This is a genomic window from Hwangdonia sp. (assembly GCF_048381975.1).
Classification (GTDB): Bacteria; Bacteroidota; Bacteroidia; order Flavobacteriales; family Flavobacteriaceae; genus Hwangdonia; species Hwangdonia seohaensis.
The window spans coordinates 347,705-370,843 of sequence record NZ_JBLWYT010000004.1 but is presented as its reverse complement, the minus strand read 5'-3'; the positions used below and the strand labels follow the sequence as shown (position 1 = coordinate 370,843).

The 23,139-nt window shown below is 37.0% G+C and carries 23 protein-coding genes; 19 read left to right on the top strand and 4 right to left on the bottom strand.

Annotated features, from left to right (window positions below):
- Positions 1 to 12: 12 nt before the first annotated feature.
- From ACN5J7_RS09800 to atpG, 9 genes are all read left to right on the top strand, one after another.
- Complete coding sequence (locus tag ACN5J7_RS09800) at positions 13 to 444, top strand: polymer-forming cytoskeletal protein (protein WP_311935934.1); 432 nt, start codon at positions 13 to 15, stop codon at positions 442 to 444.
- Entirely contained in the window at positions 392 to 643 is a 252-nt protein-coding gene (locus ACN5J7_RS09795; protein WP_418603757.1) for an AtpZ/AtpI family protein, read from the top strand. The genes ACN5J7_RS09800 and ACN5J7_RS09795 overlap by 53 nt, the downstream gene beginning before the upstream one ends.
- Positions 644 to 1,042: a hypothetical protein gene (locus ACN5J7_RS09790; RefSeq protein WP_311935928.1), complete on the top strand. Its 399-nt coding sequence runs from the start codon at positions 644 to 646 to the stop codon at positions 1,040 to 1,042.
- Positions 1,043 to 1,169: 127 nt separating this feature from the next.
- Positions 1,170 to 2,255 carry a F0F1 ATP synthase subunit A gene (gene atpB / locus ACN5J7_RS09785; protein WP_311935924.1) on the top strand — a complete coding sequence of 362 codons (1,086 nt, stop codon included), beginning with the start codon at positions 1,170 to 1,172 and terminating at the stop codon, positions 2,253 to 2,255.
- A 20-nt stretch (positions 2,256 to 2,275) separates the two neighbouring features.
- The gene (atpE, locus tag ACN5J7_RS09780; protein WP_007647348.1) at positions 2,276 to 2,482 is read left to right on the top strand and encodes an ATP synthase F0 subunit C; all 207 of its coding nucleotides are present in this window, start codon (positions 2,276 to 2,278) and stop codon (positions 2,480 to 2,482) included.
- Positions 2,483 to 2,655: 173 nt separating this feature from the next.
- Entirely contained in the window at positions 2,656 to 3,150 is a 495-nt protein-coding gene (locus ACN5J7_RS09775; RefSeq protein WP_311935918.1) for a F0F1 ATP synthase subunit B, read from the top strand.
- Between the two features lie 7 nt (positions 3,151 to 3,157).
- Positions 3,158 to 3,694: an ATP synthase F1 subunit delta gene (gene atpH, locus ACN5J7_RS09770; protein ID WP_311935914.1), complete on the top strand. Its 537-nt coding sequence runs from the start codon at positions 3,158 to 3,160 to the stop codon at positions 3,692 to 3,694.
- Between the two features lie 42 nt (positions 3,695 to 3,736).
- Positions 3,737 to 5,317: a F0F1 ATP synthase subunit alpha gene (gene atpA / locus ACN5J7_RS09765; RefSeq protein ID WP_311935911.1), complete on the top strand. Its 1,581-nt coding sequence runs from the start codon at positions 3,737 to 3,739 to the stop codon at positions 5,315 to 5,317.
- Positions 5,318 to 5,426: 109 nt separating this feature from the next.
- The gene (gene atpG, locus ACN5J7_RS09760; RefSeq protein ID WP_311935907.1) at positions 5,427 to 6,287 is read left to right on the top strand and encodes an ATP synthase F1 subunit gamma; all 861 of its coding nucleotides are present in this window, start codon (positions 5,427 to 5,429) and stop codon (positions 6,285 to 6,287) included.
- A gap of 81 nt (positions 6,288 to 6,368) precedes the next feature.
- Here atpG and ACN5J7_RS09755 read toward each other — a convergent pair whose 3' ends face one another.
- Entirely contained in the window at positions 6,369 to 6,833 is a 465-nt protein-coding gene (locus ACN5J7_RS09755) for a hypothetical protein (protein WP_418603756.1), read from the bottom strand.
- 260 nt (positions 6,834 to 7,093) lie between these two features.
- On the opposite strand from ACN5J7_RS09755, the gene ACN5J7_RS09750 reads away from it, so the two are divergent.
- From ACN5J7_RS09750 to ACN5J7_RS09720, 7 genes are all read left to right on the top strand, one after another.
- Entirely contained in the window at positions 7,094 to 7,600 is a 507-nt protein-coding gene (locus ACN5J7_RS09750; protein ID WP_311935900.1) for a hypothetical protein, read from the top strand.
- A 58-nt stretch (positions 7,601 to 7,658) separates the two neighbouring features.
- Positions 7,659 to 9,119 carry a polysaccharide biosynthesis C-terminal domain-containing protein gene (locus ACN5J7_RS09745; protein WP_311935897.1) on the top strand — a complete coding sequence of 487 codons (1,461 nt, stop codon included), beginning with the start codon at positions 7,659 to 7,661 and terminating at the stop codon, positions 9,117 to 9,119.
- 1 nt (position 9,120) lies between these two features.
- Positions 9,121 to 9,555, top strand: coding sequence for a dUTP diphosphatase (dut, locus tag ACN5J7_RS09740; RefSeq protein WP_311935894.1), 435 nt, complete (start codon positions 9,121 to 9,123; stop codon positions 9,553 to 9,555).
- Positions 9,556 to 9,662: 107 nt separating this feature from the next.
- Positions 9,663 to 10,682, top strand: coding sequence for a sugar phosphate nucleotidyltransferase (locus ACN5J7_RS09735; protein WP_418603755.1), 1,020 nt, complete (start codon positions 9,663 to 9,665; stop codon positions 10,680 to 10,682).
- A gap of 92 nt (positions 10,683 to 10,774) precedes the next feature.
- Positions 10,775 to 12,136: a tetratricopeptide repeat protein gene (locus ACN5J7_RS09730; protein ID WP_418603754.1), complete on the top strand. Its 1,362-nt coding sequence runs from the start codon at positions 10,775 to 10,777 to the stop codon at positions 12,134 to 12,136.
- On the top strand, positions 12,136 to 12,903 hold the full coding sequence (locus ACN5J7_RS09725) for a DUF4292 domain-containing protein (protein WP_311935885.1): 768 nt from the start codon (positions 12,136 to 12,138) through the stop codon (positions 12,901 to 12,903). Before ACN5J7_RS09730 ends, ACN5J7_RS09725 begins: the two co-directional genes overlap by 1 nt.
- A gap of 2 nt (positions 12,904 to 12,905) precedes the next feature.
- Positions 12,906 to 14,132: a murein hydrolase activator EnvC family protein gene (locus tag ACN5J7_RS09720; RefSeq protein WP_311935883.1), complete on the top strand. Its 1,227-nt coding sequence runs from the start codon at positions 12,906 to 12,908 to the stop codon at positions 14,130 to 14,132.
- A gap of 45 nt (positions 14,133 to 14,177) precedes the next feature.
- Here the strand turns inward: ACN5J7_RS09720 and ACN5J7_RS09715 are convergent, their stop codons facing one another.
- Positions 14,178 to 14,390 (bottom strand): DUF6515 family protein, encoded by a 213-nt coding sequence (locus tag ACN5J7_RS09715; protein WP_311935881.1) that lies wholly within the window; start codon positions 14,388 to 14,390, stop codon positions 14,178 to 14,180.
- Between the two features lie 232 nt (positions 14,391 to 14,622).
- Here ACN5J7_RS09715 and ACN5J7_RS09710 point away from each other — a divergent pair, with 232 nt between their 5' ends.
- The 3 genes from ACN5J7_RS09710 (at position 14,623) to ACN5J7_RS09700 (ending at position 21,584) form a co-directional block, all read left to right on the top strand.
- Positions 14,623 to 15,324: a CoA transferase subunit A gene (locus ACN5J7_RS09710; RefSeq protein ID WP_311935878.1), complete on the top strand. Its 702-nt coding sequence runs from the start codon at positions 14,623 to 14,625 to the stop codon at positions 15,322 to 15,324.
- 97 nt (positions 15,325 to 15,421) lie between these two features.
- Positions 15,422 to 16,081: a 3-oxoacid CoA-transferase subunit B gene (locus ACN5J7_RS09705; protein WP_311935876.1), complete on the top strand. Its 660-nt coding sequence runs from the start codon at positions 15,422 to 15,424 to the stop codon at positions 16,079 to 16,081.
- A 685-nt stretch (positions 16,082 to 16,766) separates the two neighbouring features.
- The gene (locus tag ACN5J7_RS09700) at positions 16,767 to 21,584 is read left to right on the top strand and encodes an immunoglobulin-like domain-containing protein (RefSeq protein WP_418603753.1); all 4,818 of its coding nucleotides are present in this window, start codon (positions 16,767 to 16,769) and stop codon (positions 21,582 to 21,584) included.
- A 75-nt stretch (positions 21,585 to 21,659) separates the two neighbouring features.
- On the opposite strand, the gene ACN5J7_RS09695 is transcribed toward ACN5J7_RS09700, so the two are convergent.
- A complete protein-coding gene (locus ACN5J7_RS09695; protein ID WP_311935870.1) occupies positions 21,660 to 22,598 on the bottom strand; it encodes a 2-hydroxyacid dehydrogenase in 939 nt (312 codons plus the stop codon).
- Between the two features lie 58 nt (positions 22,599 to 22,656).
- A complete protein-coding gene (locus ACN5J7_RS09690; RefSeq protein ID WP_311935866.1) occupies positions 22,657 to 23,022 on the bottom strand; it encodes a cupin domain-containing protein in 366 nt (121 codons plus the stop codon).
- Between the last annotated feature and the right edge of the window lie 117 nt (positions 23,023 to 23,139).

The window sequence follows — 23,139 nt, the reverse complement described above, 5'->3', positions numbered from 1 at the left end:
ATTAATAGCATTATGTTCTCTGATAATAAAAAAGACAAACACATGGTAGAAGGAACATCCAGTCAAAATATAATATCCCAAGGCACTAAAATTGTTGGCGACTTTAATAGCGAAGGCGATTTTAGGGTAGATGGAATTATAGAAGGAAATATAAAAACCACAGGAAAAGTAGTTGTGGGTAAAGCAGGTTTTATAAAAGGCACCCTGCAAGGCACCGATGCCTATTTTGAAGGTAAATTTTCAGGAAAATTATCGCTGTCGGGCACCCTTACATTAAAAGCAGCAGCACACATTGAAGGCGAAGTGGTTGTTGGCAAACTAGCCGTTGAACCAGGGGCAACCTTTAATGTAACCTGTGTTATGAAGGGCTCTGTAAAAGATATGAACAAAAGTGGACAAGGACCGCAACAACAAAAAAAGTCAGAACCAGAAAAAACAGCTTAATACTTACGCGCGTTATTCTAGTATTGCTTTTCAAATGTTTGCCATTATTGGCATAGGTGCTTTTGTTGGTGTAAAACTCGACGATGCATTTCCAAACAAGCATAACCTTTACACTATTATTCTATCTTTAGTGTTTGTAATTTTTGCGATTGTTTTTGTAATAAGACGTATTATTGCAATCTCAAAAGAAGAACAATAAATGAACAATCTTTTTAAAAAGAGAGAGCTAAACTTTCTGGTGCAACTCATAGTGTTGAGTGCTTTGTTATTTGGTATCCACGCCTATTTAAACTTGCATTTTGCAAAAAACGCTGTTTTGTTTTTTCCGCTATGGCATATTTATATGTTTCATTTGGTTACCGTTGTAATAATCTATACGCTAATTAACTACCGCGAATCGATTGGCAAAATCGAAGTGTTCAATGCATTTGTTTTGGGCATGCTATTAAAAATGGTGTTGGCCATGGTGTTTTTGTTGCCGTGGATTTTATCAAAACCTGAACAAAAAGCATACGATCTCGCCAATTTTTTTGTTCCCTATTTTATTTTTCTTGCATTTGAAGTGTATGCTGTAACTAGATTACTTCAAAAAAAGTAGGCGTCCACCGCTAATTTTCAATAAAAAACCGTATTGACAAATAATCATTAAATTATTATTTGTCAATTAACTTTATGTGCGTACATTTGCACGGAATTTAAAGCAAGGTATTTTTAATCAAAATAGAATGACATTAAACACCTTTAAAAGCGTATTTTTTTCTGCATTATTTATGGCCACATCATTTGGTGGCTATGCGTCGGAAAACCAAGAGAACGAGAACGATAAAGAGTTCAATGCCAAAGAGATGATTATGCATCACGTTAAGGATGCTCATGAATTTCATATTCTTGATTGGAATGGGAAGCCAATTTCGATTGCTTTGCCTATTATTTTATGGACAGACCAAGGTTTGGTTACCTTTATGTCCAGCGAATTTCATCATGACGACTCTGGGTCGCACATCGTTGAAAAAGACGGTTTGAGATTTGTAAAATACCACGAAAAAATTTATCAACTAGATGCCAACGCACAAGCTGTAGCTTTTGATGCCGAGCATCACCCTACAAACGCTAGCAAGCCAGCGGATTTTTCTATCACAAAAAACGTGTTCATGATGTGGGTGTCGGTTATCGTATTATTGCTCGTGTTTATTTCTACCGCTCGGGTTTATAAAAAATCTAGCACTAAAATCCCAACAGGAATTGCAGGTTTTATGGAACCTTTAATTGTTTTTGTTCGCGATGAGATTGCAAAGCCTATGATTGGCGATCATAAATACAAAAAGTACATGCCCTATTTATTAACCGTATTTTTCTTTATATGGCTTAATAATATTTTTGGGTTAATACCTATTGTTAACGGTGCCAACGTAAGTGGTAATATTGCCTTTACATTAACTTTGGCGGTGTTTACCTTTTTGGTAACAAACTTTAGCGGCAACAAAAACTATTGGAAACATATTTTCTGGATGCCCGGGGTTCCTGTGCCAATGAAAATTTTCTTAATGCCCATAGAAATTGTGGGGATGTTTGTAAAACCAATCTCGTTAATGATTCGTTTATTTGCAAACATTACAGCAGGACATATTATTATTTTAGCCTTAATGTCCTTAATATTTATTTTTGAGACCACATGGGTATCTCCGGTATCGGTAGCGTTCTCATTATTTATCGGATTAATAGAAATTGTAGTAGTAGCAATTCAAGCATATATATTTACCGTGTTGTCTGCCCTGTATATTGGCATGGCAACCGAAGAAGCACATCATTAATTAATTTAAATTTTATAACTATGACTATTACAGGAATCGCAGCAATCGGAGCTGGTTTAGCAGCAATTGGAGCTGGAATGGGAATTGGAAGAATCGGTGGTTCTGCTATGGATGCCATGGCACGTCAACCGGAAATCCAAGGAAAAATCCAAACTTCAGCGCTTATTTTAGCAGCTTTCGTAGAAGCAGTAGCACTATTTGGTGTTGTTGCTGCATTAATCGTTTAATTATGATTACAAAGTACAGAGGTAACGGTTGGTTGCCTCTGTATTTTAATTAAAGCTTCTATAACCTTAAGGTTTATCCGTAAGGAACAACATGGAAAATAATTTTTAAATTTGGGGCAATCCTCAAAAAATGAAACCCATACGTGGGATTATAAAACTAAATAAATTAAGAAATGGATTTAATTACACCAGGTTTAGGACTTGTATTTTGGACAGTAATTACATTTTTGTTTTTACTTATTATCTTAAAAAAGTTTGCTTGGAAACCTATTCTTGGAGCGGTTAGCGAAAGAGAAGAAGGTATTAAAAAAGCATTGGCTTCAGCTGAAGATGCTCGTAAAGAGATGGAAAACCTTCATGCCGATAACGAACGCATTTTAAAAGAAGCACGAGCAGAACGCGAAGCTTTGTTAAAAGAAGCGCGCGATATTAAAAATAAAATGATCGACGACGCCAAAGGCGAAGCGCAAAACCAAGCGGATAAAATAATTACCCAAGCTCAAGCTGCAATTGAAAGCGAAAAGAAAGCCGCTATGGCAGAACTTAAAAAACATGTTGCGGATTTATCCATTGAAATAGCTGAAAAAGTAGTGCGAAAAGAACTTTCCAACAAAGACAAACAAGTTCAATTGGTTGAGTCTATGCTGGTTGAAGCAAAATTAAACTAATAGTATCATGGCAGGAGCAAGAGCAGCAATACGTTACGCAAAAGCAGTTTTAAGTTTAGCATCTGATAAAAATACAACCGAGGTTGTAAATAAAGACATGAAGCTAATAGCCAAAACTATTGCAGAGAGCACAGAGTTAAACAATGCGCTTCAAAATCCTGTAGTGAGTTCTTCAGTTAAAAAAGCCATTTTATTAGATGTTTTTAAAGGTTCTAATGAAATGACAAAAAATTTAATCGATACCCTAATTACAAATAAAAGATTACCGCTTTTACAAGAAGTCGCTTTAAAATACAATCTTTTATTCGACGAATTAACAGGAACTCAAGTGGCCCAAGTAACTACCGCTATACCTTTAACAGACGATTTAAGAGTTAAGGTGTTGGCTAAGGTTAAAGAGCTTACAGGAAAAGATGCTGAAATTAAAAGCATTATAGACGAAAGCATTTTAGGAGGCTTTATCTTGCGTGTTGGAGATATTCAATACAATGCAAGTATTGCAAACAAATTAAATAAGTTAAAAAGAGAATTTACATTAAACTAAAATAATTCAGAGTTCTAAATTCTGGGTTCAAAATTAATAAAGATGGCAGAAGTAAAACCAGCTGAAGTATCAGCAATCTTAAAACAACAACTGGCAGGATTCAAGGCTACAGCATCTTTAGATGAAGTAGGAACAGTATTAACTGTTGGTGATGGTATTGTACGTGCCTATGGACTTTCAAACGCTCAATATGGTGAGCTGGTAGAATTTGATGGCGGTCTTGAAGGTATTGTACTTAACCTTGAAGAAGACAACGTAGGTATTGTATTATTAGGACACTCTAAAGCAGTTGCCGAAGGTTCTACGGTAAAACGTACGGGCAGAATCGCTTCTATTAACGTAGGTGAAGGTATTGTTGGTCGTGTTGTTGATACATTAGGGACACCAATAGATGGAAAAGGCCCTATTGCCGGTGAAACTTACCAAATGCCCTTAGAGCGTAAAGCGCCTGGGGTTATTTATCGTGAACCGGTTACCGAGCCCTTACAAACCGGAGTTAAAGCAATTGACGCAATGATTCCTGTTGGACGTGGACAACGTGAGCTGGTAATTGGAGATAGACAAACTGGTAAAACAGCCGTTTGTATTGACACCATTATAAATCAAAAAGAATTTTACGATGCAGGCGAGCCTGTATATTGTATATATGTTGCAGTTGGGCAAAAGGCATCAACAGTAGCTTTAATAGCTAAAACCCTGGAAGAAAAAGGAGCATTAGCTTATACTACTATTGTTGCTGCAAATGCATCAGATCCTGCGCCAATGCAAGTTTATGCACCAATGGCCGGAGCTGCAATCGGTGAGTATTTTAGAGATACGGGTCGTCCAGCTTTAATTATCTATGACGATTTATCTAAACAAGCGGTAGCGTATCGTGAGGTATCTTTATTGTTACGTCGCCCACCAGGACGTGAGGCGTACCCTGGAGACGTTTTCTATTTACACTCACGTTTATTAGAGCGTTCTGCAAAAGTGATTAATGATGATGCGATTGCTAAAGAAATGAACGATTTACCAGATAGCTTAAAGCCCATGGTAAAAGGTGGAGGTTCGTTAACCGCTTTACCAATTATTGAAACGCAGGCAGGTGACGTATCAGCTTATATTCCAACAAACGTAATTTCCATTACCGATGGACAAATTTTCTTAGATGGTGATTTATTTAACTCTGGTGTTCGTCCGGCAATTAACGTAGGTATTTCGGTATCTCGTGTTGGTGGTAACGCTCAGATTAAATCAATGAAAAAGGTATCAGGTACTTTAAAATTAGACCAAGCGCAATTCCGTGAGTTAGAAGCTTTCGCAAAGTTTGGATCTGATTTAGATGCCGTTACTTTAAACGTAATCGAAAAAGGAAAACGTAACGTTGAAATTTTAAAGCAAGCACAAAACGATCCGTTTACAGTTGAAGACCAAGTAGCTATTATTTACGCAGGGTCTAAAAACTTATTGAAAGATGTTCCTGTTGAAAAAGTTAAAGAATTCGAACGTGATTATATAGAATTCTTAAACGCAAAGCACAGAGATGTTCTAGATACTTTAAAGGCAGGTAAATTAACTGATGAAGTTACAGATACATTAACAGCTGTGGCTAAAGATTTATCGGGAAAGTATAGAAATTAATAAAAAGGCCCATCGCAGCCTCCCCGAAAGGGAAGAGTTGTGAGATGGTGCTTGTATTTTAACATAATCAATTAATCCCTTCCCTTTGGGGAGGTTAGGTGGGGCTAATATGGCAAACTTAAAAGAAATACGTAACAGAATATCCTCGGTATCTTCAACGATGCAGATTACCAGTGCCATGAAAATGGTATCGGCTGCAAAGTTAAAGAAGGCACAAGATGCTATTACCGCAATGCGCCCTTATGCAGATAAGTTGACTGAGCTTTTACAAAGCTTAAGTGCCACTTTAGATGCAGACTCTGGAAGCAAATTTTCCACGCAACGCGAAGTAAACAATGTTTTAATTGTTCCTATTACATCCAATAGAGGCTTATGTGGCGCTTTTAATTCTAATATTATTAAGCAAACACAACATTTAATTAGCAATGTATACGCTGGTAAAAAGGTTTCGGTAGTTGCAATTGGAAAAAAAGCAAACGATGCGTTTGTAAAACAAAACATGGTTATCGCCAATAAAAGTGAGGTTTTTGATGATTTGACTTTTGATAATGTGGCAGAAATCGCTGAATCGTTAATGGAGAAATTTGTTGCCGGTGAGTTCGATAAAATCGAAATTGTTTACAACAAGTTTAAAAATGCGGCAACTCAAATTGTAATGACTGAGCAATTTTTACCAATTGTTCCTATTGAGGGTGAAGCAAATAACAATTCAGATTATATTTTTGAGCCATCGAAAGTTGAAATCGTTGAGGAGTTGATTCCTAAATCGTTAAAAACACAATTGTATAAAGGTATTAGAGACTCTTTTGCAAGCGAACACGGTGCGCGAATGACAGCAATGCACAAAGCAACGGATAACGCCACAGAATTAAGAGACCAGCTTAAATTAACGTACAACAAAGCGCGTCAAGCTGCAATTACCAACGAAATCCTTGAAATTGTTGGAGGTGCGGAAGCTTTGAATAATTAGATTACGATTTTTTTATTCACAACATTATAGACCTTTCATTAACATTTAGTGAGAGGTTTTTTTATTGCTGTTTGATTTTGATTAACACTTATCGCTTGCCAGTGTGCAACGTTTACGCCCATGTTTTTTTACAAGGCTACACCATTTTCCAGCTTTACTCTTACAGTAATCATTCTGCAAGACATCATCTACCTCGTGGCAACATTTGTCATTGCTTAAAGCTAGAAACCCTATTTCTTTAGCTAATGCTATTGCATTTGCTGCCTTATGCCCAACATCTTCTATTGTACAGGCAAACAATTCTCTTATTGTAACTTCCCCAGCATCAATCATTAAATTTTTTAGAATCTCGAATACCTTGCTATCTGGTGCAGCATCTTCAAGGCTTTCATAAAGTTCGCTGTCTGATACACCCCGACACTTGCATGCAGAATTAGAAGTATTACCTGATTGACCATTGTTTCGTGCGTAAGCTACTTTTTCCTCCACATGTTGAAGACGTACCGTCAATTCACCAATGTCTTTCCCTATTTTGTACTTTCCCATAATTAAAAATTTGAATTAAAATAAAGTGTTACCATATTTTTGAAGAGGTAGCCATGTCTAGATTATGGGAATAAAGCAACTCTTAAAATTAAGAAATATATTTCAATAAATAAATAACTATTTGATTATTATGTGTTTAAATGCCGGTATTTAGTTTTAAACATTTCGACTGACTCATTTTTCTTTCAAAAATCCAGTTTTCTGATTTTTTTTATGGCATCAATTTTGAAACCGTATCTTTATAATTCTATAATTAAGCCATGAAACTTTTAAAGCATATTTTATTCTCATTTTTATTGTTGGTCATGATGTCTAGCTTTTCGCAATGTTCCGGTGTCCCAAAGCTAGAAAAGAAAACCTCAATAAATTTTGGAGATGTGTATTCTCAAAAATGGACCTCAGGCATTAAAGAAGGTGGTTCGGGCATCAAGTTGTTTATTCCAGTTACAAAGTCAAATAAAAACCTGCAATTAGACTCGGTTTATTTTAGAGGAAAAGTTACAAAACTCTTATTGTCGCATGACGGTTTGCGTTATGTTGGCATATTCAAAAAGAAAGAAAAACGGAGCTACAATGTTGTAATGAGCAGCGATCCACTTGAAGAATACGGCAACGAAACACCACCAATACCAAAGAAAATCCCGTTTGACTTAAAAGCAAGCGAATGTATTGTAAGTTATAAAGAAAATAAGAAAACCAAATACATTAAAATCGATCAGATTAACGAAAAACCAATGGCATCATATCCAAGCGTACCGCCGCAATAATATATCTTTGGTTTACGTTAGCTAAAAACGTATTTTTAGCCCTATAAATAACCAATCGTTGAGCGGACTCAAATCACTTTTTAAGCAAACATTTATCTACGGATTAGCCACAGTGCTACCCAGAATGTTGAGTTTTTTATTGGTAAGGTTGCACACTGATGAAAGCGTTTTAAAATCGGTTGCCGACTATGGCGATGTGTCCCTCATATTTTCCTATTTTGTATTATTCAATGTGGTTTTAGCCTATGGCATGGAAACCGCCTTTTTTAGGTTTTTCAATAAAGAGGACGATAAATCCAAAGTCGTCGGAACCTCTTCCGTATCCTTAATAATTACGTCTTTGCTCTTCTTTGTTTTGGCCATAGCTTTTCAAAACCAGATTGCAAATGCTATTGATATTAAAGCAGAATACATTCATTTAGTCATTTGGATTTTATTGTTAGATGCTTTGGTTATCATCCCTTTCGCTTGGTTACGCGCCAAGGCCAAACCAATAAAGTACGCGGTAATTAAAATATTGAACATAGTGATTAACCTGGGATTGAACCTATTTTTGCTATTATGGTTAAAAGATTTAGCTACGGAGTCTTCTGTATTCGCATCGGTTTATCAACCGAATTACGAAATTAATTACATATTCATTGCCAATTTAGTGGCTAGTGCGGTAACGTTGTTATTGATGCTTCCGTTTTATTTTAAAGTAAAATACACTTTCAACACAGCGCTTTGGAAACAAATGATGCGTTATGCTTTTCCTGTTTTAATTGCTGGAGTAGCATTTTCGGTGAACGAAACTTTTGATAGAATTTTATTGGATAAACTATTGCCCGAAAACATAGCCAAAACCGAAATTGGAATGTATTCGGCCTGTTATAAATTGGCGTTGTTTATGACGCTTTTCGCAACAGCTTACAGATTAGGGATTGAACCCTTCTTTTTTAGTCATGCCAAAACAGAAAACCCACAAAAAAACTATGCCAAAATCTTGGAGTTCTTTGTTATTTTTGGTTCGGTAATTTTATTGACGGTGGTTGTTTTTGCCGATGTTTTAAAAGTTATTTTTATTGGAGACGAGGCCTATTGGGAAGCCATGTGGATTGTACCCATTGTTTTGCTGGCAAATTTCTGTTTGGGTATTTACCACAATTTATCGGTGTGGTACAAGATAACCGATAGAACAAAATTCGGGGCGTACATTTCGGTTTTCGGAGCTGTATTGACGCTTTTGCTCAATTTCTGGCTCATACCAATAATAAGTTACAAAGGCTCTGCAATTGCAACCCTAGCCGCCTATGCTTGCATGATGTTGGCATCGTTTTATTTCGGAAGAAAATATTACCCCATTCCTTATAATTTGAAAAAAATCGGAATGTATTTAGCGCTTTCCGTTGGGTTATCAAGTCTATCATTTTATCAATTTAGAGAAAATTATAGTGTTGGAATAGCATTGTTAATCGTATTTTTGACAATCATTTATTTTTCAGAAAAAAATCAAATTAAACAATTATTAAAGCGTTGATATGCAAATTAAAATAATAAACAAATCCAATCACGATTTACCGCACTACGAAACCATAGCATCGGCAGGCATGGATTTACGCGCAAATATTTCAGAATCCAGAACATTAAAACCCTTGGAACGCAGTATTGTTGGCACAGGTTTGTTTATAGAACTGCCTATTGGTTTTGAAGCTCAAGTGCGTCCGCGGAGTGGGTTAGCAGCAAAAAAAGGCATTACCGTTCTAAATGCTCCGGGAACCATTGATGCCGATTACAGAGGCGAAATTGGCGTGATTTTAGTAAATCTTTCAAATGAAGACTTTGTTATCAATAACGGCGAGCGAATTGCGCAATTGGTTATAGCAAAACACGACCGTGCCGAATGGATTGAAGTCGAAGAACTTTCTGAAACCTCTCGTGGCGAAGGCGGTTTTGGGAGTACAGGAACGAAGTAATTGACGAATTACGATTAACGATTTTTGATTTCAAAACAGGAAAACATTCGTGTATTCGTGGCTAAAACAAATTAACAACTAAACAAAAAACGACTTAACTCTAAAAGATGAAAATAATAGTTCCCATGGCAGGGCGAGGTTCTCGTTTACGCCCACATAGTTTAACCGTTCCAAAGCCTTTAATTCCGGTGGCAGGGCAACCCATTGTGCATCGCTTGGTTAAAGATATAGCTAAAGTTTTAAAACAACCTATTGAAGAAATCGCTTTTGTTTTAGGCGATCCAGCTTGGTTTGGCGACGATGTTGTGAAAAGCTTGGAAGCATTGGCAGAAAGCTTAGGCGCCAAGCCTTCTATTTACCGTCAGGATTTGCCTTTGGGAACCGGTCATGCCATTATGTGCGCAAAACCATCACTTTCGGGGCCGGCAGTTATCGCTTATGCCGACACTTTAATTAGAGCCGAATTTGATTTAGACCCTAAAGCAGATGCCGTTATTTGGACCAAACAAGTTGAAAACCCGGAAGCTTACGGTGTGGTAAAACTCAATGCCAAAGAAGAAATTGTTGAGCTTGTTGAAAAACCCAAAACCTTTGTAAGCGACCAAGCGGTTATTGGCATTTATTATTTTAAAGATGTTGGTGTTTTAAAAGGAAAGCTACAAGAAATTCTTGATGAGAACGTTATGAATGGTGGCGAGTACCAAATTAATGATGGTATAAAACGCATGATGGCTGAAGGGAAAATATTTAAAACGGGCACTGTTGACGAATGGATGGATTGCGGCAATAAAGCCATAACTATAGAAACCAATCAGCGGATGCTAGGGTTTTTAAAAGCTGATGGCGACGAGCAATTGGTATCAAATTCAGCCAAATTGGAAAACTCAAATATTATCGAACCATGCTTTATTGGCGATAATGTAACGCTTAAAAACAGTACGGTTGGACCATTTGTTTCCATTGGAAACGATAGTGTTGTTGAAAATTCAACCGTTAAAAATAGCTTAATTCAAACCCAAACAAGCATTAAAAATGCTAATTTAGACCATGCCATGATTGGTAACCACGTAAAGTACGATGGTAATTTTACCAGCATAAGTATTGGCGATTATTCCATATTGGAATAAATTCCTGTGTAAACAGGAATCTTATAAAACTGACTTTGGAATACTATTTGGAAACACAATGTTATGATGAGCGCAATCGAAGCATCTTTCTTATGAAACAAAAATTACACATATTGGTTTTCATTTTCGGATTGTTTCTCTTTCCGCAGGTAAATTACGCCCAAGTCGATTTTAACAAAAAACCAGATGACGATTTAGGCAATGTAGATGATAAATTTCAGGAATTGTTCTATGAAGCTTTAAAACAAAAAGGTATCGAGAATTACGACCGATCTGTTGAAGCGTTGTTAAAATGCATCGAAATAGATAATTCTGTACCCGTTTTATATTTCGAATTGGGTAAAAACTACAACAAGCTTAAAAACTTTGGTGCGGCTGAAGATGCGCTTAAAAAAGCTGTAAAAATAGAACCCGATAACGAATGGTTTTTGGATGAATTGTATGGGTTTTATGCTTCTCAAAACGAGTACGATAAGGCAATAAAAACAGTAAAGCAACTGGTTAAATACCACCCCGATTACAAAGAAGATTTGGCATCGTTGTATGTGCAGACAAAAAAGTATAATGATGCTTTAAAGGTTTTAGATGAATTGGATGCCGAGTTTGGAATATCGGTGGCCAGAGACCTGATGCGCAATCAAATTTACGAGGCAACGGGGCGCAAAAAAGACCAAATTAAAAACTTGGAATCCCGCGTTGAAAATAACCCAGACAAAGAATCGAATTATTTAGCGCTTATTTTCCGATACAGCGAAAACAACGACAAAGAAAAAGCATTTGAAACAGCCAAGGAATTGCTTAAAATAAATCCGAAATCGCAAATAGTACATTTAGCCTTGTACAAATTTTATTTAGATGATAATGCTACCGATAAGGCCATTGAATCGATGAAAATAGTTTTAAAAAGCAGCCAAATAAAACCGGAGGCCAAACTTAAAGTGTTGTCGGATTTTGTGAGTTTTGTTCGTGAAAATCCGGAATATGAATCCGATTTGGTTGAAGTTACCGCTTTGGTTGACGATAGCAATAATGGTAAAACCTTGGTTGAATTGGCACAGTATTATTTAAAAAAAGGCGATAAAACAAAAGCCTTAAAATACTACGAGGATGCTTTGGCTTTGGAAACCAATAACTTTCAAATTTTGCGTAATGTGTTACTGCTTTATATCGATTTGAAACAGTTTGATTTGGCTTCGGAAAAAAGCAGTAAAGCTCTGGAAAAATATCCGTCGCAACCCATATTTTATTTAATAAATGGCGTTGCCTTAAATGGATTGAGTCAATCTGAAAAAGCAGTAGAAATTTTAGAATCTGGATTGGATTATATTATTGAAGACACCAAAATGGAAGCCGATTTTTACAGTCAATTAAGTAAAGCTTATACCTCATTAAACAATACAGCTAAGGCAAAAACGTTTGCTGATAAAGCGAAACAATTAGAAACTTCAAATTAATGCACAGACCTACTTATATTATTTTTACGCTGGTTACATTGTTAATGTTTAGCTGCAAATCGAGCAAAACAATTAGTACTGGTGAAGCAAATTATGACTTATCCACAAGGCAATTAATAAATGAAAACGCCAAACAAGCAGCGCGTTTTAAAACACTGCAGGCAAAACTTAAAATAAGCTATTTTCAAGACCAAAAAGAACAAACGCACGCGGTTTCGTTTAGAGCGAAAAGGGATGAGGTGTTATGGATAAGCGCCACTTTTTCGGTTATAAGGGCCAAAGTTACCCCGGAAAAAGTAAGTTTTTACAATAAGTTGGATAATACGTATTTTGAAGGCGATTACGAGTATTTAAGTGATTTATTGGGAACGGAACTGGATTTTAAAAAAGTACAGAATCTGTTGCTTGGCGAAGCGTTATTTAATTTAAAAGAAGAGGCTTATAAGTCCAGTGTAGATAATGGCGTTTACGTGCTTCAACCAAAAAAACAACGCGAATTATTTGAGATTTTCTTTTTGTTGGATCCGTCGTATTTTAAGGTAAAATCACAGCAAATTTCACAACCAAAAACATTTAGACATCTACAAATAGATTATTTGGCGTACCAAGAAGTTAATGGACAAACGCTTCCGCTACACACCAAAATTATTGCTGTTGATGCGAATGAAGAAACCATTATTAAATTGGAATTTAAAAACGTATCGTTAAATGAAGACTTGCGTTTTCCGTTTAAAATACCATCTGGTTTTAAAGAAATTAAGTTATAACATTGAACACAAAAAAAACATATATATTTTTAACTCTGCTGGTTTTTTGCCTGTGCTGTGCTTCGGGGTTTTCTCAAAATAACAAACAAAAAGAACTGGAAACACGCCGTCAAGAATTAAGGCGCGAAATCCAAAAAATCAATGAACTGCGCTTAGAAAACAAGTCAAAAGAAAAATCGCAATTATCGTTAATTGAAGATTTTAATTATAAAATAAACGTCCTAAACAACTTAATTAAGGTTACCAACCAGCAAGCCAATTTAATTACCAGGGAAATTAGTTCAAATCAAAAGAAAATTACAAAGCTTAGAGACGAATTAAAACAGCTTAAAGAAGATTATGCGGACATGATTGTAAAGTCGTACAAAAGCAAAAACCAACAAAGTAGGATTATGTTTTTGCTGTCTTCAAACGATTTTAAACAAGCTTACAAACGACTGCAATACATAAAACAATATAGCGACCACCAAAAGCAACAAGGCGAAACCATAAAAGCGAAAACAAAAGAATTACAGGATATTAACACCAATTTGTTAAAGCAAAAAGAAGACAAACAAAAGTTAATTGCCGAAAATAAAGTAACTCAAAAATCATTGGAAGCCGAACGCAAACAGCATCAGGTTTTAATGCAATCCATTAAAAACAACATCAATCTTTATACAAACCAAATTAATAATAGAGAGCGTGAAGCCAGAAAAATTGATGCCGAAATAGATAAAATCATAAAAGCTGCCATTGCAAAATCGAATAAAAAGGCAGGCAAATCCTCTAACTCAAAAACCTTTGCCTTAACCCCAGCCGGTAAAGCTTTGGCTAAAGATTTTGAATCGAATAAAGGCAAGTTGGGTTGGCCTGTTGAAAAAGGCATTGTAAAAGTACGTTACGGCACGCAACCCCATCCTATAAATAGATCGTTAACCATTAAAAGTAACGGGGTTAGAATTGCCACCGAAAAAAACGCTAAGGTTAGGGCTGTTTTTAGTGGCGAAGTAATTGGTGTTGTTGCCATGAAAAACATAAACCCGCTGGTTATGATTCGCCATGGAAACTACATTACCACCTACAAAAACCTATCTAAAGTTTATGTAAAAGAAGGTGATAAAGTTACCACTAAACAGGAAATAGGCGAGGTTTTTACCAATAAAAGAACCGGTGAAACGATATTGAGTTTTAGTATCTCGAAAGAAAGCAGCACCCAAAACCCAGCGTCTTGGATTTATAAAATGTAAAACGGTCGTCATGCTGCCTCAATAGTTCAGCCTCATTTTATTTGCTTACACTCTAACAATCACAAATCCTTTTCTTGTTTTTCTGTAATGGTTTCCGTTCCAAAAATAGTAGCGCTTGCCTTTTACCCTTACAATTTTGTAATGTTTTGGCGCCTTTTTAATAACCGTAACCTTTGCAGGTCTGGTTTCTACATAGGTTGCACACGATGTTGCACTTAGCATAAATAATACTGAAAATAAAATAACTGAAGTTCTCATAGCAATAGAGATTTTGGGTTAATAGTATTAATTGGACTTGCCAAAAGTTTAAAAGTTTAATAGGAAGGTTTTTTGAAAATTATAATCAACTCCTTAAGCCCAACCTTGTGTTAAAGCTAAAATTTCTACCTGCATAACATAAGTCGTATAAAAACGATATGGTAAAAGAATGGCTATTATTTAATATTATTATTCAATTATTCGTAATTTTAGACGACAAAAATTATTGATAATGATAAATAAAAAAGTGGCTAATGTTCAAGAAGCACTTCAAGGCATCAAAGATAATATGACTTGTATGTTTGGAGGTTTCGGACTTAGCGGAATCCCTGAAAACGCCATAGCTGAAATAGTAAAAATGGGCACCAAAGGATTAACCTGTATTTCCAATAATGCTGGAGTTGACGATTTTGGATTGGGCTTATTGTTGCAAAAACATCAAATAAAAAAAATGGTGTCCTCTTATGTGGGAGAAAACGATGAGTTTGAACGACAAATGCTTTCAGGCGAATTGGATGTAGAGTTAATTCCACAAGGTACATTGGCAGAACGCTGCAGAGCGGCGCAAGCGGGTTTCCCTGCTATTTACACCCCAGCGGGATACGGAACAGAGGTTGCCGAAGGCAAAGAAACCAGAGAATTTAACGGAAAAATGTATGTTTTGGAACATGCTTTTGATGCCGATTTTGCCTTTATAAAGGCTTGGAAAGGCGACGCGGCAGGCAATTTAATTTTTAAAGGCACTGCTCGAAATTTCAATCCTAATATGTGTGGCGCTGCAAAAATAACCGTCGCTGAAGTTGAGGAATTGGTCCCATTGGGAACTTTGGACCCCAATCAAATTCATATCCCTGGAATTTTTGTACAACGCATATTTCAAGGTGAAAGATATGAGAAACGGATTGAGCAACGCACCGTTAGACCAAAAAATTAAGTGATGTTATTCCTGCGAAAGTAGGAATCCACTTTTTAAAATTTAGATTCATTTAAAAAGATTCCCATTTCCATGGGAATGACAAAATAAAATATAGATGTTAGATAAAACAGGTATTGCAAAGCGAATAGCCAAAGAAGTGAAAGACGGCTATTATGTTAACTTAGGAATCGGGATTCCTACTTTAGTGGCCAATTACGTGAGAAACGATATTGAAGTTGAATTTCAAAGTGAAAATGGCGTATTGGGTATGGGACCATTTCCTTTTGAAGGCGAGGAAGATGCCGATGTAATTAACGCGGGCAAACAAACCATTACCACTTTACCAGGAGCTAGTTTTTTTGATTCTGCCTTAAGCTTTTCCATGATACGGGGGCAACATGTAGATTTAACCATTTTAGGCGCTATGGAAGTTGCAGAAAACGGAGACATTGCCAATTGGAAAATTCCGGGACGTATGGTAAAAGGCATGGGAGGCGCTATGGATTTGGTGGCAAGTGCAGAAAATATAATTGTTGCCATGATGCACACTAATAAAAAAGGAGAGTCTAAATTGTTAAAAATATGCTCGTTGCCATTAACCGGTGTGGGTTGTGTAAAAAAGATAGTAACTAATATGGCCGTGTTGGAAGTAACCGAAAAAGGCTTTAAACTTTTAGAACGTGCACCGGGAGTTTCAGTTGAAGCGATTAAAAAGGCTACTGAAGGTACTTTAATTGTTGAAGGCGAAATACCGGAAATGATTTTCGATGAATAAAAACAATAGATAAAACGCATTAAATGTTAAAATAAATTGCATTTCGTCGAATTAATGTGTTTTTAATCTGATAAATTAAAAATTTGTTCCATATTTACATCAGCAAATTTACCAAATCAATTTATATAGATTTTTCCAAATCTACCATAAACTTAACCTAAATAATTATGGAATCAAATCTACCTGAACAACCCACTTTTAGAGATAGTAAACTAAAAGAAGCGCTCCAAGAAAATTTGCGGTTTTTAAAAAGTTTGCTTTATCTAACAAAAAAAATATTTATGCTTTAGCATAAATATTTTTTTTTGCCCAATCTGTATTAGTTTTTCTTCATCTGTCAATTTCTTCATTTCTCTTTTTATTTAAGATAGTTATTTGATTTCATCACCAATCCGGTTTATTTCAATAACAGGAATATAAGGGTTATCAATTCTTAAAAACACCTTTTTTTGGTAGTAGCGCTCAAGTAATATAAGCCATTTTTAACTCCAATTCACTGTGTTACAACCCAAAAGACCTAAATCAAAATTATCCTTCAAAAGGACAAAGTAAGTTGTTTCTTCAAAAGCGTTATGGGTAATCCGTAAAAAACTACATGAAATGAAGATTGTCTATAAAAATCACTTTTAGTCTTAAAAAAACATTTATTTTTCAGAGCAATTTTTAATCAAATAACCAAACCCGAATGAAAAAACTATTACTATCACTCCTAATTCTATTCAATGTTACTTTTGCTTTTTCTCAAAGCAATGATGTACAAAAAGCAGAAAAATACTTATCTACTAAAGGTGAGTTAACATTTACTTTTAAAGTTAATAGCCAGAAAGAAATCGACAATTACTCAAAGGATTTTTCTATAGTAAATTACGATTCAAAAACCAAAACCGTTAAAGCTTGGGCAAACAAAAATCAGTTTAGAGCCTTTCAAGCTAAACATATACCTTTTCAAGTTCCCGAGAGCGAAAATGAAATGGATGCAGATTTAATTTATGATAGTAAATCTAAGAATTCAAAAGGTAGTCTTTCAGCAAAAGGACTTGCTAATACACTTAGCTTTCCGGTTGCTAATTACCCAACCTATGCCCAATATGCCCAACAAATGCAGGATTTTGAAAACGACTACCCTACTTTGGTTGATAAATTCAGTATTGGAACAACCACTCAAGGTGATAAAGAATTACTCTTTGTAAAAATTTCTGATAATGTTGGTACCGATGAGCAAGAGCCTAAACTTTTGTTTACCTCTTCAATGCACGGCGATGAAATTGCAGGGTATCCTATGATGTTAAGTTTAATAGATTATATTTTAACGGTATATTCCAATCCTGGACATGCCGATCATGCCAGAGTGAAAAACTTGGTAGAAAATACTGAAATATGGATAAACCCTAACGCCAATCCAGATGGTACTTACCACAATAGTCCATCAAACACCTCGGTAGCAAATGCTAGAAGAGGTAATGCCAACAATGTGGATTTAAACAGGAATTATCCAGATAATGTACAAGGGGCACATACCGATGGCAATGCTTATCAAACAGAAACCTTGGCTTTTATGGCTTTGGCCGATGCCAATCATTTTGTGATTTCAGCGAATTTTCATGGTGGGACTGAATTGGTAAATTATCCTTTCGATAATGCCTATGTAAGTCAGTACACCCACCCTGATGGAAATTGGTTTGAATTTACTGGTGTAGAATATGCAACGCATGCCCAAAATGACAGTGATGCCTTAGGCGATACCACTTACATGACCGCTGATGATGACAGCAATGTTTATCCGAGTCCGGGTGTAACTCATGGTGCTGAATGGTATCGTGTTTACGGTGGCAGACAAGATTTTATGAACTTTTACCATCAATGTAGAGAGATTACCGTTGAATTATCGGACACTAAAATTTTACCCGAAAGCCAATTGGTAAACTACTGGCTTTACAACCGCGATGCCTTGCTAGATTACTTAACCCAAGGCACCTATGGTTTTAGGGGCACCGTTAAAGATGCTAATACTAACAATCCTATTGATGCAACAGTAACCATTGTTGGCCATGATGCTTATGGGTCGCATACCGTAACAGATATTTCTCATGGGGATTATTACAGACCGATAAAAGCAGGGACTTACGATATTCTTTTTGAAGCACCTTGCTACCAACCGGTTACTTTAACGGGGCAAACCATTTCAGATTACCAAACGCTTGCATTGGCAGATGTTTTGCTAACTCCAATTGGTGCTGTTGCCCCTACAGGCTTGTCCGCTTCTAATTTAGGAGCAACCACAGCGTCTTTAAGTTGGGACGCTACCTCTGGGGCAACTTACGATTTAAGGTATAGAGAGGATGGGAATTCAACTTGGACAGATGTTAATGGGCTATCTAGCGCCTCTACCAATTTAACGGGATTAACTGCTTTAACACAATACGAGGCACAAGTAAGAAGTAATTGTAATGGCGGGAGTAGTTCCGCTTATAGTGCTTCCATAAATTTTACGACCACAAATGTACAGTTGAATTATTGTAATTCTGCAAGTACAAATGTTAATGACGAATATATTGGTAGGGTTCAGCTAAACACCATTGACAACAGCTCGGGTGCACAGTTTTATACTGATTTTACAAGTGTTTCAACCACATTGACGAAAGATACGCAATTTACAATAACAGTAACACCAACTTGGACGGGAACAACTTATAACGAAGGTTATTCCGTTTGGATTGATTATAATATTGATGGTGATTTTGATGATGCAGGCGAACAAGTTTGGACTAATGCTAGAACTAAAACAACACCAGTAAGCGGAAACTTTACCATACCATCTACAGCGGTTGAAGGCTCTACAAGAATGCGTGTTTCCATGAAGTATAATGCAGTTCCAACCTCTTGTGAAACATTTCAATATGGTGAAGTTGAAGATTATACCGTAGTTATTCAAGGATTGGTTGACACCACCGCACCGGTAATCACCTTAAACGGAGCAGCGACCATTAACTTAAACGTTGGCGATGTTTACACTGAACAAGGTGCCACAGCGAACGACAATAAAGACGGCGATATTACGGCAAGCATTGTTGTAGCCGGCGATGTGGTTGATACCAATACCGCGGGCACTTATGTTGTTACCTATAACGTAAGCGATGCCGCAGGAAATGCAGCGACTCAGGTTACCCGAACGGTAAACGTAATTCCCGATACCACCGCACCGGTAATCACCTTAAACGGAGCATCGACCATTAACTTAAACGTTGGCGATGTTTACACCGAACAAGGTGCAACAGCGAACGACAATAAAGACGGCGATATTTCGGCAAGCATTGTTGTAGGCGGCGATGTGGTTGATACCAACACAGCGGGCACTTATGTTGTGACCTATAATGTAAACGATGCCGCAGGAAATGCAGCGACCCAAATTACCCGAACGGTAAACGTAATTCCCGATACCACCGCACCGGTAATCACCTTAAACGGAGCATCGACCATAAACTTAAACGTCGGTGATGTTTATACTGAACAAGGCGCAACAGCGAACGACAATAAAGACGGCGATATTACGGCAAGCATTGTTGTAGCCGGAGATGTAGTTGATACCAACACAGCGGGAACTTATGTAGTAACCTATAACGTGAGCGATGCAGCAGGAAATGCAGCGACTCAGGTTACCCGAACGGTAAACGTAATTCCAGATACCACCGCACCGGTAATCACCTTAAACGGGGCATCGACCATCAACTTAAACGTCGGCGATGTTTACACCGAACAAGGTGCCACGGCAATTGACAATAAAGATGGCGATATTACGGCAGGCATTGTTGTAGCCGGCGATGTGGTTGATACCAACACAGCGGGCACTTATGTTGTCACCTATAACGTAAGCGATGCCGCAGGAAATGCAGCGACTCAGGTTACCCGAACGGTAAACGTAATTCCCGATACCACCGCACCGGTAATCACTTTAAACGGAGCAGCGACCATTAACTTAAACGTTGGCGATGTTTACACCGAACAAGGTGCAACAGCGAACGACAATAAAGATGGCGATATCACCGCAAGCATTGTTGTAGCCGGCGATGTAGTTGATACTAATACCGCGGGAACTTATGTAGTAACTTATAACGTAAGCGATGCCGCAGGAAATGCAGCCACCCAGGTTACACGAACGATAAATGTAGCAGAGGTTCCTAATGGATGTACAGGAGGTATTTCGTCATTTCCATATACGGAAGGTTTTGAGAATACTTTAGGCGCATGGACACAATCGACATCCGACGATATAAACTGGACCGTTGATGCCAACGGCACACCATCAAATAACACCGGACCAGCTAGTGCGGTTCAGGGTAGTTATTATGTGTTTGTAGAAGCTTCATCACCTAATTATCCTAGCAAAAGAGCTATTTTAAACTCACCATGCTTTGATTTGAGTGGATTAACAGAAGCCACATTCAGCTTTAAATATCATATGTATGGATCTTCAGATATGGGAACCATAGACTTGGAAGTTAGTACCGACGAAGGTAGTACTTGGACAAGTATTTGGAGTCAAACAGGCAATAAAGGAAACTCATGGCAAACTGCAAATGTCGATGTATCGGCTTATACAGGTGGCGGTATTCAATTACGATTCAACAGATTTGTTGGAGGCACTTGGCAAGCAGATATAGCTATTGATGATGTTAGCATGGTTGAAGGAGGCATAGTAGTATCGGCATGTTCTGGCGGAATAACGTCGTTCCCTTATACCGAAGGATTTGAGAATACTTTAGGTGCATGGACACAATCCACATCCGACGATATAAATTGGACCGTTGATGCCAACGGTACACCATCTGGAAGTACAGGACCAGCGAGTGCTGTTCAAGGAAGTTATTACATTTTTGTTGAAGCATCGGGCAATGGCACAGGATATCCTAACAAACAAGCCATTATTAATTCGCCTTGTTATGATTTAAGTGGGCAATCTTCAGCTACATTTAGCTTTAGCTACCACATGTATGGTGCTTCTGACATGGGAACCATTGCTTTAGAAGCAAGTAACGATAATGGCCTAAGTTGGACAAGTATTTGGAACCAATCTGGTAACAAAGGCAACTCGTGGCAAACGGCAAACGTAGATTTAGCTGCGTATGTAGGCAACAGTGTTCAGTTACGTTTTAACCGAGTAACGGGAAGCACTTGGCAGGCCGATATTGCTTTAGACAATATTAACTTAACCGCATCATCAGCCTTGGCCAAAAACAATTTAAACGATAAATTGTTGGATGTAAATACCAATACTTTAAATACGTTTAAGCTGTTTCCAAACCCAGTAAAAGGAGATGTATTGAACATCAAACTATCAAAGGGAACAAACCTATCCTACAAAATTATAAATATGTTGGGACAGGTTGTCAATACAGGCAAAACCACTAAAGAAGTTAAGGTAAACAACTTAGAGGCTGGTGTGTATTATATAGAAGTAAATGATGGTAATACAACCATGACAAAAAAGTTTATAAAGCGTAAATAGCTTAACCTTTTTAACCTTGGGAAAAGTCCAGATAATAGTTTTTATCTGGACTTTTTTTATTTTAAGAAATCTTAGTTAAGAAAGTGTAAAGGCTTTAATTTTATCGACAATGGTTTGTGCCAATTTTTCTTTGCTTTCAACCGTCCAACCCGCGACGTGTGGTGATAATAAAACGTTTTCAGCTTGTATTAAATACCGAAACGGTTCTGGCATGGTTGAAGAAAACAGGTTTTCGAACGATGCTTTTTCGTACTCTAAAACATCCAGTCCCGCGCCTAAAACCTTACCCGATTGTAATGCGGAAACCAAATCTTTGGTCACGACACTTTTGCCCCGTGCCGTATTAATTAGCCAAAACGGTTTTGTAAATTGATTGATAAAAGCACCATCAATCATATTAATGGTTAAAGGTGTTTCCGGTGTGTGCAAACTTAAAACATCGGCACGTTGTTGCAGTTCTTTTAACGAAACCTGTTTTGCATTTTTATCGGCGACATGGTCTTTAATATCGTAACATAAAACCGTAACATCAAAACCAAGTAGTTTTTTTGCAAAAGCCTTACCCATATTGCCGTAGCCAATAAGACCAACCGTTTTTCCGTCGAGCTCTAAACCACGGTTTTCTTCGCGCAACCATTTGCCTGCTCTAATTTCTTTATCGGCTTTATTCAATTTATTAAATAACGCTAGCAACATGGCTAAGCTGTGCTCACCAACGGCATTTCTGTTGCCTTCGGGTGCGGCTATTAATGCAATTCCTTTTTGTTCGGCATAATCGCAATCTATATTTTCCAGACCTGCACCAACACGACCAATAAACTTTAAGTTGGTTGCGGCATCTAAAAACGATTTGTCGATTGAAAACCGACTTCGAATAATAAACCCGTCGTATTGATGGATTTTGGCTTTAACGGCTTCTTTTGATGAGGTATAATCTTCATGGTTTGTAAAGCCCAAATCGTTGAGTTGGTTAATTAATAGTTCGTGATTGGTGTCTAAGTGTAGAATTTTCATTTTAAAACATTAAAAGAAGATGCAACATCCCGATAGCTTTCGGGCGCGCATGACGTTACTATATTTTTGGATATTCGGTTTGAGTTTTTTCGTGTTGTACGTTTCCAGTGTGCGCCGTATTTAGTTTTTCGAATAGTAGCACATGGACTTCTTCGTTGTTTTTTGTACACGGATTGTGCTCTACGCCTTTTGGAACCACAATAATTTCGCCGGTATTTACAACTTCGGTTCGGTCTCTAAATTGCATGTATAAGGTGCCTTTTATAACTTGAAAAAGCTCGTCTTCATTGTCGTGGCTGTGCCATACAAATTCGCCTTTAAGTTTTGCCAATATAACCTGCATATCGTCGACCACGGCAATTTGATGTGGGTGCCAGTTTTTTAAAAATTTTGAAAACTTTTGTTTGATATTTATTGCCTTCATTCTACAAAATTACGATGTTTTGCGTTAGGGATTGATGCGGCATCCTTTTTTGTGCTTAACTATAAAGTTTAATATAAAATTTACTTTAAAATATATTGAAATATTTGATGAGATACT